The 12,367-nt window shown below is 68.5% G+C and carries 9 protein-coding genes; 5 read left to right on the forward strand and 4 right to left on the reverse strand.

Going from position 1 to position 12,367, the window contains the following annotated elements; genetic code table 11:
• Window positions 1-31: 31 nt before the first annotated feature.
• Window positions 32-1,381, reverse strand: coding sequence for an MFS transporter (locus tag CFB45_RS23310; RefSeq protein WP_089427582.1), 1,350 nt, complete (start codon window positions 1,379-1,381; stop codon window positions 32-34).
• A gap of 180 nt (window positions 1,382-1,561) precedes the next feature.
• Window positions 1,562-2,521, reverse strand: coding sequence for an MBL fold metallo-hydrolase (locus CFB45_RS23315; RefSeq protein WP_089427583.1), 960 nt, complete (start codon window positions 2,519-2,521; stop codon window positions 1,562-1,564).
• Between the two features lie 177 nt (window positions 2,522-2,698).
• Between CFB45_RS23315 and CFB45_RS23320 the strand changes: the two genes are divergently transcribed.
• On the forward strand, window positions 2,699-4,348 hold the full coding sequence (locus CFB45_RS23320) for an IclR family transcriptional regulator (RefSeq protein ID WP_089427584.1): 1,650 nt from the start codon (window positions 2,699-2,701) through the stop codon (window positions 4,346-4,348).
• Window positions 4,349-5,198: 850 nt separating this feature from the next.
• Here the strand turns inward: CFB45_RS23320 and CFB45_RS23330 are convergent.
• On the reverse strand, window positions 5,199-5,681 hold the full coding sequence (locus tag CFB45_RS23330; protein ID WP_021159229.1) for an Lrp/AsnC family transcriptional regulator: 483 nt from the start codon (window positions 5,679-5,681) through the stop codon (window positions 5,199-5,201).
• A gap of 285 nt (window positions 5,682-5,966) precedes the next feature.
• Here CFB45_RS23330 and CFB45_RS23335 point away from each other — a divergent pair, with 285 nt between their 5' ends.
• The 4 genes from CFB45_RS23335 (at window position 5,967) to CFB45_RS23350 (ending at window position 10,538) form a co-directional block, all read left to right on the forward strand.
• Window positions 5,967-6,614 (forward strand): LysE family translocator, encoded by a 648-nt coding sequence (locus CFB45_RS23335; protein WP_089427585.1) that lies wholly within the window; start codon window positions 5,967-5,969, stop codon window positions 6,612-6,614.
• Window positions 6,615-6,736: 122 nt separating this feature from the next.
• Window positions 6,737-7,912: a voltage-gated potassium channel protein gene (kch, locus tag CFB45_RS23340; protein WP_089429104.1), complete on the forward strand. Its 1,176-nt coding sequence runs from the start codon at window positions 6,737-6,739 to the stop codon at window positions 7,910-7,912.
• A gap of 53 nt (window positions 7,913-7,965) precedes the next feature.
• Window positions 7,966-8,397: a YqaA family protein gene (locus CFB45_RS23345; RefSeq protein WP_089427586.1), complete on the forward strand. Its 432-nt coding sequence runs from the start codon at window positions 7,966-7,968 to the stop codon at window positions 8,395-8,397.
• A 158-nt stretch (window positions 8,398-8,555) separates the two neighbouring features.
• A complete protein-coding gene (locus tag CFB45_RS23350) occupies window positions 8,556-10,538 on the forward strand; it encodes a methyl-accepting chemotaxis protein (protein ID WP_089427587.1) in 1,983 nt (660 codons plus the stop codon).
• 36 nt (window positions 10,539-10,574) lie between these two features.
• Here CFB45_RS23350 and CFB45_RS23355 read toward each other — a convergent pair whose 3' ends face one another.
• Window positions 10,575-12,230 carry an acyl-CoA synthetase gene (locus tag CFB45_RS23355; protein WP_089427588.1) on the reverse strand — a complete coding sequence of 552 codons (1,656 nt, stop codon included), beginning with the start codon at window positions 12,228-12,230 and terminating at the stop codon, window positions 10,575-10,577.
• Window positions 12,231-12,367: the final 137 nt, after the last annotated feature.

The raw sequence follows: 12,367 nt of genomic DNA on the forward strand, positions 1-12,367 counted from the left end.
CGCCCGCGAGCGGCGACCGGCCGTGGCTCGCTCAGTCGCGCGGCGCGGCTTCGCCTTTCACGCCGAGCATCAGCGCGACGCCGCTCGCCACCAGCAGCGCGGCCAGCAGATACACGGCGAGATCCATGCTGCCGGTGCGCGTGCGGATCATCCCGATCACCCACGGGCTGACGATCCCGCTCGTGATCCCGATGCTGCTGATCAGCGCGATTCCGGCCGCGGCGGCGTTGCCCGACAGGTAGCGGGTCGGCACCGCCCAGAAGATCGGCAATGCGGCGAAGATCAGCGTCGCCGCGACCGACAGGCACGCGAGCATCGCCGCGAAGCTGTGCAGGTGCAGCGTCAGCGCCGCGAGCGCGAGCCCGCCGCCGATCGTGCAGCACGCGAAGTGCTTGCGCCGCTCGCCGGTGCGGTCCGAACGACGCGCGATCAGGATCAGCCCCACCGCACCGACCGCGTTCGGCACCACCGTGTACAGGCTCACGGCCACGACGTCGGTCACGCCGAAGTCGCGGATCATCAGCGGCATCCAGAAGTTGAGCGTCAGCGACGCGCAGGTCAGCGAGAAATAGATGAACGCGAACAGGTACACGCGCGGGTTCGCAAGCGCGGCCACGAGGCTGCGCCCGTCGTGCGCGTGGCCGTGGCCGCGGCCGTCGGCGCACAGCGCGGCGACCCGCGCCTTTTCATCGGACGTGAGCCACGTGGCGTCCTGCGGGCGGTCGACCAGCAACGTGAACGCGGCGAACGCGAGCAGGATCGCCGGCGCGCCTTCGATCGCGAACATCCACTGCCAGCCGTGCAGCCCGAGCACGCCGCTCATGTCGCGCATGATCCAGCCCGACATCAGGCCGCCGAGCACGCCGGCCACCGCGACGCCCGCGAAGAACACCGAGATCGCGGCCGCCCGCCGGTTCGCGGGGAACCAGTAGGTCAGGTACAGCACGATGCCGGGAAAGAAGCCCGCTTCGAACACGCCGAGCAGGAAGCGCAGCACGTAGAAATGCGACGGTTGCGACACGAACATCATCCCGGTCGACGCGATGCCCCACAGCAGCATGATCCGCGTGAAGGTGCGGCGTGCGCCGAAACGCGCGAGCAGCAGGTTGCTCGGCACTTCGCAGAACACGTAGCCGACGTAGAACACCGCGGCGCCGAGGCCGTACATCGCGTCGCTGAAGCCGAGATCGTGCTTCATCTGCAACTGCGCGAAGCCGATGTTGATCCGGTCGAGGAACGAGATGACGTAGCAGAGGAACAGGAACGGCACGATCCGCCAGGCGATCTTGCGGAACAGCAGCGCGTCGTCCGTGGCGGCGGAAGCGGAAACCGAAGCGCTCGCGTGCGCGAGCGTCGCTTCGGCGGGAAGCGATTGGGGCATGTCTCTCTCCAAACAGGCTGCGCGATTCGAGCGCGCAAGCCGTCTCCCAGGGCGTACGTGCGCCCTGCTTTCTTGTGAGATCGGATACGGCGGACGGAAAGCCGGCAGGAAGCCGTGGCCCGTCGCCGCGTCAGAAAAAAGGCGGAGCGCCCTGCCGGACACCCCGCCTGTGCAAGCCGCTCAGTCCTGCAGCGCGGCCCACATTTCCTTGTCGCGCTGCGCGGTCCAGATGCGCGGATGCGTGATGCCGCTCGCTTCGTCGAACGCACGCGACACGTCGAACGGCAGACAGTGCTCGTAGATGAACACGTGGCCGAACTTCGGATCCATCGCTTCGCGCGTGAGCGCCATCGACGCCTTCAGGTCGAGCTTCTGCTCGACGGCCTTGCGGCCCTGTGCGAGCAGCGTCGTGACGAAATCCTTCGTGTAGTCGAGGCCCTTGTTCACGTCGGCCGGGTTCAGCAGCGCGGGGCCGCGGCCCGGCACGAGCTTCTCGGCGCCGAGCGCGCGCAGCGCCTCGAGCGTGGCCGGCCATTGTTCGAGCTGCGCGTCGCCGCAGTAGCACGCGGCGTCGTATTCGACGAGGTCGCCCGAGAACAGCACTTTCTGCGACGGAATCCAGACGATCGTGTCGCCCTTCGTGTGGCCCGAGCCGACGTGCATGATCTTCACTTCGAGCTTGCCGAGGAACAGCGTGATCTCGCGCTCGAACACGAGCGTCGGCCAGGTCAGGCCGGGCACCGTCTCGACACCCGCGAACAGGCGCGGGAAACGCTCGATCTCCGACTTCATGTCGGCCTCGCCGCGCTCGACGATCATCTCGTACGTGCCGCGGCTCGCGATCACGTGCTGCGCGCCTTCGTCGAAATACGCGGACGCGCCGAGCACGCGCACCGCGTGGTAATGCGACAGCACCACGTGCTTGATCGGCTTGTCGGTCACGCTGCGGATCTTCGCGATCAGGTCCTGCGCCATCGCGGGCGTCGCGGTCGTGTCGACGATCAGCACGCTGTCGTCGCCGATGATCACGCCCGAGTTCGGGTCGCCTTCGGCGGTGTACGCGTACGCGTTCTCGGACAGCTTCGTCCAGGTGACTTTCTTCTCTTCCAGATCGGCTTGGGAGGCGAATGCTTTGGCCATGTTGCGTTCCGTGGCTGCGAGCCATGTGTTGAGGGGAGTGAGCGGATCATCTTCCTGCGCCGATTATTTGTCAATGACAAAGTCACTTGCTATTGTCTAATGCTGGTAAACCTGCGGGCTGGCGCGATAAATGGCGTCGGATACCATGCGGGGTTTCGTCAACGGAAGAATCATCGCGTGCAGAACCACGAAGTCAGCGCAGACGACGCGCCGCCCAAGGCGCAGCGCGGGATCCAGAGTGTCGAGGTCGGCGGCCGGCTGCTCGACGCGCTCGCGCGCCGGCGCAAGCCGCTCGGCCTGTCCGAGCTGGCCGCGGCGGCCGACCTGTCGACCGCGCAGGCGCACACCTATCTCGTCAGCCTGACGCGGCTCGCACTCGTGAAGCGCGATGCGATCACCGGTAACTACGAGCCGGGCCCGTTGTCGCTGCGGCTCGGGCTGATGTCGATCGAGCGCCAGCCGGCCTATCGCGCGGCGCTGCCGCACGCGGCGCGGCTCGCGGAAGCGGTTGGCCTGAGCGTTGCGCTGTCGGTGCCGGGCGTGCTCGGGCCGACGATCGTGCGAATCGAGCACGGCGGCTATCCGCTGCACGTGAACCTGCACGTCGGCTCGGTGATGTCGCTCGACACGACGGCCACCGGCCGCGTGTTCCGCGCGTTCGGCGACCCCGCCCAACTCGATGCGATGGCGGCCAGCCAGGCCGGCGCGGGCGCCACCCTCGCGGGCGCCGAGCAGCCCGCGCCGGACGCCGGCGTGCCGCAGGCGGAACTCGACGCGATCCGCGCACGCGGTATCGAGCGCGGCGTCGACCTGCCGAGCCCCGGCGTCAGCGCGATGTGCGTGCCGGTGTTCGACGCGCAAGGCACGCTGCAACTCGCGTTGACGGTGATCGGTTCGACGGGCTCGATCGACGTCGACTGGGACGGCCCGATCGCGGCGGCGTTACGCGACGCGGCTCTTCAGGCAACCGCATCGCTCGGCGCGGCGCACGATGCGCCTCCGCCGGCTTCCACCTCGGCGCCGACCGCCCCGCGTGTGCCGCCTGCACTGGCCGACGATGCGAAGGCGCAGCGCGGGATCAATGCGCTCGACAGCACCGGCGAGCTGCTGCTCGCGCTGGTGTCGGCGGGCCGCGCGCTGCCGTTGCGCGATCTCGCGGCAGCCGCCGGCATGCCGGCCGCGAAGGCCTTTCCGCATCTCGTCAGCCTGCAGAAGATCGGCCTGCTGAGCCGCGACGACGCCGGCTGCTTCGGCGGCGGCCCGCTCGGGCAGGCGCTCGGCCTGATCGCGATGCAGCGCGTGTCGCCGACGCGCGACGCGGAAGCCGAGATCGTCGCGCTGGCCGGCGCGACCGACATGAGCGTGGCAGCCGCGACGCTGGGGCCGCTCGGCCCGACCGTGATCCGCCTCGAAGAGTCGGCACGACCGCAGCACGTGAGCCTGCAGGTCGGCACGGTGATGTCGCTCGTCAATACGGCGATCGGACGGATCTTCGCGGCCGGCATGTCCGACGACGTGCTGGCCGACCTGCTCGCCAACGAGCCCGTGCGCCTCGCGGGCCGCGCCGCCGCGCCGGTCGACGCGGCCTTCCGCGCGCGGCTCGCGACGATCCGCGCGGACGAACTCGATTTCGCATTCGACGCGCCGGTGCCGGGCATCGGGACGGTCGCCGCGCCCGTGTTCGATCACACCGGCAGCATCCGGCTCGTGATCGCGATCATCGGCTCGTCGCGCGGCTTCCCGCGCGGGCCCGACAGCGAGCTCGCGCAGGCGCTGCTCGCCGCGACGCGACGGCTGTCGTGGCGGTTCGGGTGGATCGGCGGATAGCCGTCCCCTTTTTTCTCTTCTTCCCTCCGCCAGACCGCGCCGCGAGGCGCAGCCTCGCCACGCCTGCGCGCCAGGCCTTTCCGGGGCGGGATGGCCGTACTAAATGACATCGCTATGAAGCCGTGTGCGACCGCCATTCATGTTGCATCGCGGCAACATAAACTGCCAGGAATTCTCATATAACGAAATCGCATTTCACAAAGCGGAGGTGTTTCGCTATGATTAGGGTTATCCCTAACTCGCCACCTATATGGGGCTTCGTCATGCAAACGTCTAACACCTCCGACCGTTCCACCGAATCCGCTGGCTGGCTCGCACGTATGGGCGAGCTGATTGCAGAAGCTTGGGCACTCCACCTCGAGAACTGCGAAGTCATCGCTGAAGCACACGCACGCCTGCCGCGCTGAGCGCGGAATGGCCGGCCGCCAGCCGGTTGGCCCGACGATACCCTGCCTGATCCGCTTGCCCGGACGCGCGCCATGAGGCCGCCGCGTCGGGCAACGGATTGCAAGGCAAGTCGTCAGAAACAGGCCGGGTGATCCCGTTGGATGCGCGCCGTGTTTCAGGCGCGCGTTGAAGTCGCCTTGAAGTTGCTTTAAAGCCGACGCCGGCGCCGCGATCAACCTCGGCGCGGTTTTGTCTGCCGGTTGCCCGGGCAGGCAGCTGCTATCTCGCCGGCGCGTGAGTCCGCCGGATCATCGCGAGCGGAAGATTCATCCGCGTTGCAGGCCCGGGCGCCGAACCCCGCCTCACGCCTGCCCCCTCTCCCGATTGCCGGCTTGCTCCGCGCAAACGCGCAGCCTCATGCGCCGTCGTTTCAACGACGGCCGCACACGCCTCCCCGCCCCCATCACACCTGAATCGACGGCACGTCCTTCATGCAGCGCAGCGCGAACATCGAGCGGCTGTGACGGATGCTCGAAATCTTGTACAGCTTTTCGCGCAGGAACCGCTCGTAACCGGCCGTGCCATCCACCGCGACCTTGATCCAGTAGTCGTACTCGCCCGACACGAGATACGCCTCGAGCACCTCGGGCAGCGCGGCGAGTTCCTCGCCGAAGCGCGCGAGCGCGTCGTCCTCGTGGCGATCGAGCGTGACTTCGAGGATCACGATGTCCGCATAGCCCAGCTTGCGCTGATTGACGAGCGCGACGTAACCGTCGATGTAGCCGTCCACCTCGAGCTGCCGCGTGCGGTTCCAGCACGCGGTGGTCGACATGCCGATCTGTTCGGCCAGTTCGGCGTTCGACAGACGCGCATTTTTCTGCAGTGCACCGAGGATCTTGCGGTCCTGGCTGTCGAGCGTTTTCGGCGAGCGTTCACGTGTGGCCATGGCAAAAAGAATCTTCTACTGAAAACTGGGATTCTATCTGAACGACATTCCGGATTTGTGTCGGTTTGTGTGGAAAAGCGGAAGCCTTTTAATCCGGCCCCTTGATATATTTTTACCCATGCCTGCTGTCCGGCACGTTCCCCGCGACAACCCCTTCGCACCGGGACGCACAGCCGCAATCACGAGTTGCGGTGCCGGCCGGCAGGCATGCGATTCCCCGCCGTCCGCGCGCCTATCCGGCCGCGCGGCCTCGGCGCCCGTGATCCTGTTCCTGCCCTACCCGTCATGTCGTTCAGGCTTTACCTGTCGTTTCTCGCGGCTTCCGCCGTTCTCGTCTACGCCCCCGGCCCCGTCAACCTCCTCACCATGAACCAGGCGCTACGCGCCGGCTGGCGCCGCGCGCTGCCGTGCGTCTGGGGCGGCACGCTCGCCGTGCTGCTGCAACTCGCGCTGACCGCGCTGTGCCTGAATTCGCTCGTGCATCTCGACGAGCGCGCGCTGACCGTGCTGCGCTGGGCCGGCGCGGCCTACCTCGTCTGGCTCGGCTGCAAGCAATGGCTCAGCCGCACGCCGGCCGGCGCACCCGCCGCCTCGGCCGGCCCGGCCGGACCGGCCACGCCGGACACCGACTCGCACCGCGCGCTGTTCTGGCGCGGCGTGGCAACCTCGGGCCTCAATCCGAAGACGCTGCTGTTCTTCCCGTCATTCTTCCCGCAGTTCATCAGCCCCAACGCCGACTGGAGCCTGAACCAGCAGTACCTGCTGCTCGCGGCGACGTTCGCGGTGCTGTTCGCGGGCGGCGTCGCGTCGATGGCGCTGTTCTCGCACCGGCTGAGCCGCGCGCTGCAGCGGCCCGCGCGGATGCGCGCGATGAACCGCGTGACGGGTGGCCTGCTCGTCGGCATGGGCGCGATCATGGTCGGCTGGAACTGAACGCGGCCGGGCGGCCGGCTTCATCGCGGCCGCCGCAACGCCCCTCGAAAAAGCAGCCGAGCGCCGAATGCTTTAGGGTAGCGGCTGTTTCGTTGGACATGCCCGGCCAGCCGGGCGACTGGATGAAGCTTCTCACTTCCCGCCTGCGGCGCCTGTTCGCGCCGATCGGCCTGCACTGGTATCTCGCTCTCCTCCTCGCGCTCGACGCGCTCATGGTGCTGCGCCCCGTCGTCGAGCATGCCCGGCTCGGCGTGCATCACGCGTGGCTCGCCGATGCGCTGAACCTCGTCGACAACGCCGGGCTCGTCGTGTTGCCGCAAGTGGTCGTCGCGGCCGGCCTCGCGACGATGGCCATCGGCATCGTGCTGCGCGCCCGCGTCGCGTGGGTGCTGTCGATCCTGCTGCTGGTCGCGGCCGCCGCGATCAGCGTGCTCGGCGGCTATCGAAGCCACGCGGTGTTCGTCTACACGGCCGTGCTGGCCGTCGCGCTGCTGTACTACTGGCGGCACTTCGACCGCGCGAGCGTCGCCGCGAGCAGCCTGTTCGCGTTGCTGAGCATCGTGTCGCTGCTGATCTACGCGACCTTCGGCGTGCTGTATCTCGGCGACGAATTCACGCCGCCCGTCCACGATCTCGCCACGGCCGTCTATTTCTCGATCGTGTCGATGTCGACGGTGGGCTACGGCGACATCGTCCCGCACGCGCCGACCGCCCGCCTGTTCACCGCGTCGGTGATCGTGCTCGGCATCACGGTGTTCGCGACGTCGATCAGCGCGGTCGTCGGGCCCGTGATCGGCGGCAATCTGAAACGGATCGTCAAGGGAGGCATTTCGAACGTGATCCGCAAGCATCATTACCTGATCGTCGGCGCGACACCCGTCGCGCATGCCGTGCACGACGGGCTGCGCAAGCGCGGCTACGCGGTGACCGTCGTCGTGCCGGCCGGCGTCGAGCACAACTATCCGGTCGCGACCGACCTGATCGTCGGCGATGCGACCGACCACGCGGTGCTGGAACGCGCCGGCGCGGCGACCGCGCGTGCGGTGCTCGCGCTGCGCTCCGACGATGCCGAGAACGCGTTCATCATCCTCGCGATCCGCGAGATCGCATCGTCGGTGCGCACGGTCGCGCTCGTGAACCAGCAGCGCAACCTCGAACGGCTGCGCCTGCTGAAGCCCGACATGGTGTTTTCGCCGCAGCAGCTGGCGGGCGAACTGCTGGCCAGCACGCTCAACGACGAACCCGTCGACAAGTCGCTGATCTCGCACCTGCTGTTCGGCACGGCCGACGCCGCATGACCGTGTGACCCGGTGCCCCGGATTGGCCGGTGCGTGCCCGGTACAATCGCGCGATGTCCGAATTGCTCACTTACGGCGGCCTGTTCGCCGTGTCGATGGTCGCCGCGACCCTGTTTCCGCTCCAGTCCGAAGCCGTGCTCGCCGGCCTGCTGCTCGCCGGGCGCGAACCCGTGTGGGCGCTGGTGCTCGTCGCGAGCATCGGCAACGTCGCCGGCTCTGTGATCAACTGGGCGCTCGGGCGCGGCATCGAGCACTTCCGCGAACGCCGGTGGTTTCCCGTCAAGCCCGCCGCACTTGCACGCGCCGAGCGCTGGTATGCGCGCTACGGCCGCTGGTCGCTGCTGCTGAGCTGGGCGCCCGTGATCGGCGATCCGCTGACGATGATCGCCGGCGTGCTGCGCGAGCCCCTGCCGTCGTTCCTCGCGATCGTGACCGTCGCGAAAGTCGCGCGGTATCTCGCGATCGCGTGGCTCGTGACGCACTGACACCCGCTTCTCTTCGCCCATCCGCGCAACGTCAGCGCCGGCCGGCGCCGCCATCGACCACGCGCCGCTAAAGATTTCGCCGAAGTTGCCGTATTAACCGGTCGACTAGCGGTGACGCGTGCGTTCCGCCTCCTCTCCCTCCCCACTCAGGATGTTCCATGAGATTGACTCAATTGGGCCGGGTGAGCGTCGGCGCGCGTCTCGCGGCGCTGGCGTGCGCACTCGTCGCCGTGCTGTTTACCGTGTTCGCGTGGACGCTCGCTCATTTCGCCGGCCAGCAGCTGGCTGAAGAAGCCCACATGCGGATCGTCGACAAGGAACAGTCGATCCGCGCGATGGTCGACCTGTTCGACAAGGCGCTGTCGGCCGAAGCCAACCGCTCGATGTCGCTGTTCGCGAGCTTCCTGCCGCCCGATTTCTCGCTCGACCCGGCGCGCACCGTCGACATCGGCGGCGTTGCCGCGCCGACCCTGCTCGCGGGCGGCCAGCCGCTCGACCTCGACTATTCGATTCCCGACCAGTTCCTGAAGAAAAGCGGCGCGATCGCGACGATCTTCGCGCGCGACGGCGACGATTTCGTGCGCATCACGACGTCGCTGAAGAAGCAGGACGGCGCGCGTGCCGTCGGGACGAAACTCGACCGTGCCGGCCCCGCGTACGCACCGCTCGTCGCCGGACGCAGCTACACGGGCCTCGCGAAGCTGTTCGGCCGGCCGTACATCACGCAGTACAAGCCGGTGACCGATGCGACCGGCCGCGTGATCGGCGCGCTGTTCGTCGGCCTCGACATCGGCGCCGAGCTCAAGCTCGTCGAGGACGGCATCCGCTCGCTGAAGATCGGCGACAACGGCTACTACTTCGTGCTCGATGCGTCGCAGGGCCCGTCGCGCGGCACCTTCGTCGTGCATCCGGATGCCGACGGCCAGCGGGCCGACGACACGCGCGCGCCGTACGCGCAGATGCTCGCAACCGGCCAGGGGCGGCTCGCGTACACGTCGACCGACCCGGCCGCGCACGACGGCGGCCCGACCGCGAAATTCGTGTCGTTCACGACGATTCCGCAGTGGCAGTGGCTCGTCGGCGGCATCGCGCTCGACGACGAACTGCTCGCCACCATGCGCGCCACCCGCAACCGCTTCCTGATGATCGGCGCGGTGCTCGTCGCGGCGTTCGCGACGCTGTTCGTCATCGTGGTGCGCCGCGTCGTGAGCCGGCCGCTCGATGCGGCGGCACGGGCGTCCGAACGCTATGCGGCGGGCGATCTCAGCGTGCGCATCCGCGATGGCGCGGCCACCCGCGGCCAGGCCGGCGACGACGAGATCGGCCGGCTCGTGCAGGCGGTCGACGGGATCGGCGACGGCCTCGCGCGGATCGTCGCGCAGGTGCGCAACAGCTCCGCGGACATCGCGCGCGGCACGGTCGACATTGCCGCCGGCAGCAGCGACATCGCCGCGCGGATCGCGACGCAGGCGAGCAGCGTCGAACAGACGGCCGCCAGCATGGAACAGATCACCGCCGCCGTGCAGCAGAGTGCCGAGCACGCGGCGCAAGCCAATGCGCTGGTCGCGGACGCGTCGGCCGCCGCGACGAACGGCGACGCCGCGGTGCAGCGCGTGGTCGCGACGATGGACGACATCGGCCGCGCGACGCGCCGGATCGCCGAGATCACCGGCGCGATCGAAGGCATCGCGTTCCAGACCAACATCCTGGCGCTGAACGCGGCCGTCGAGGCCGCGCGCGCCGGCGAACACGGCAAGGGCTTCGCGGTGGTCGCGGCCGAGGTGCGCGCGCTCGCGCAGCGCAGCGCGGCCGCGGTCAAGGAGATCGACGCGCTGAGCGCCGAATCGTCGACGACCGTCGAACAGGGCTACCGGATCGCGGAGGCCGCACGCGGCACGATGCGCGACATCGTCGCGCGCGTCGACCAGGTCCGCGCGCTGATCGGCGAGATCAGCGCCGCGTCGCGCGAACAGTCGACCGGTATCGAGCAGGTGAACCTGGCCGTCACGCAGATCGGCGACGCGACGCAGCAGAACGCGATGCTGATCTCGGATGCCGAACGCGCGGCCGTCGCGCTGCGCGACCAGGCCGCGCATCTGTCGGACGCGGTCAGCGTGTTCCGGCTCGAACGGAAGGCGTGACGGAGAACGGCTGGCCAGCGACGGCCGGCCCATCGCCTACTTCTTGTCGTCGCCCGCCAGATCGATCGCCTTGTCCGACCCCACCGCATTGCGCAGCTGGAACTTCTGGATCTTGCCGGTCGACGTCTTCGGCAGTTCGCCGAACCGCACGGCCTTCGGCACCTTGAAGCCCGCGAGCAGCGCCTTGCAATGCGCGACGATCTCCGCCTCGGTCACGCTCGCGCCTTCGCGCAGCTCGACGAACGCGCACGGCACCTCGCCCCACTTCGGGTCGGGCATCGCGACGACGGCCGCGACCGCCACCGCGGGATGCCGGTACAGCGCATCCTCGACCTCGATGCTCGAGATGTTCTCGCCGCCCGAGATGATGATGTCCTTCTTGCGATCCTTGATCCGGATATAGCCGTCCGGCATCAGCACCGCGAGATCGCCGGTATGGAACCAGCCGCCGTGGAACGCGTCGTCGGTCGCCTTCGGGTTCTTCAGGTAGCCCTTCATGCAGATGTTGCCGCGGAACATGATCTCGCCGAGCGTCTCGCCGTCGGCCGGCACCGGCGCCATCGTGTCGGGATCGAGCACCGTCGCGCCCGCCTCCAGGTGATAGCGCACGCCCTGGCGCGCGTTGAGCCGCGCGCGCTCGTCGTCGCTCAGTGCCTCCCAGTGCGACTGCTTCGCGCAGACGGTCGCCGGGCCGTAGACCTCGGTCAGTCCGTACACGTGCAGCAGGTCGAAGCCGATCTCCTTCATCTTCGCGATCACGGCCGGCGCGGGCGCCGCGCCCGCGACCATCGCGTGCACCGTGTGGTCGATGCCTTCACGGAATTCGGCCGGTGCGTTCGCGATCGCGCTCTGCACGATCGGCGCGCCGCAATAGTGCGTGATGCGTTCGCGGCGGATCAGGTCGAACACCGTCTTCGCATCGAACTTGCGCAGGCAGACGTTCACGCCCGCGCGCGCCGCGACGGCCCACGGGAAGCACCAGCCGTTGCAGTGGAACATCGGCAGCGTCCACAGGTAGACGGCGTGCTTCGGCATGTCCCATTCGAGGAGGTTGCTGACGGCCGCGAGATACGCGCCGCGATGGTGGTAGACGACGCCCTTCGGGTCGCCGGTCGTGCCGGACGTGTAGTTCAGCGCGATCGCCTCCCATTCGTCGGCGGGCGGCGTCCACGCGTAGTCGGCGTCGCCGCTCGCGACGAGCGCCTCGTAGTCGGTCGCGCCCGCGAAGCGCGCGGGATCGGCCGCCATCGCATCGGCCACGCTGACGATCTTCAGGCCCGGCACCTCGAGCGCCGCGCGATGCGCGAACTCCGCGTATTCGGTGTCGACGATCAGCACCTTCGCCTCGCCATGACGCAGCATGAACAGCACCGACGACACGTCGAGCCGCGTGTTGATCGTGTTCAGCACCGCGCCGGCCATCGGCACGCCGAAGTGCGCCTCGACCATCGCCGGAATGTTCGGCAGCATCGCCGCGACCGTGTCGCCGCGCTCGACGCCGAGCCGCGCGAGCGCGCTCGCCAGTTGCTTCGCGCGCGTGTAGGTCTCGCCCCACGTGCGGCGCACGTCGCCGTGCACGATCGCGAGGCGCTCGCCGTAGACTTCGGCCGTCCTGACCAGGAAGTCGATCGGGGTGAGCGGCACGTAATTCGCGTCGCGGCGGCCGAGCCCGGCCTCGAACATCTGCGTCATGATCCTGTCTCCCGTGTCCTGTCGACCGGGGCGCATCCACCCCGGATCGTTTTGATGTGGTTCAATTGCCGACAGCCTAACGGGCACTATTGTGAGCGGTCTGTCATCGAAACGACAGAGTGCCTTTCACGCGCTGC

Source organism: Burkholderia sp. HI2500 (genome assembly GCF_002223055.1).
In the GTDB taxonomy this organism is placed as follows: Bacteria; Pseudomonadota; Gammaproteobacteria; order Burkholderiales; family Burkholderiaceae; genus Burkholderia.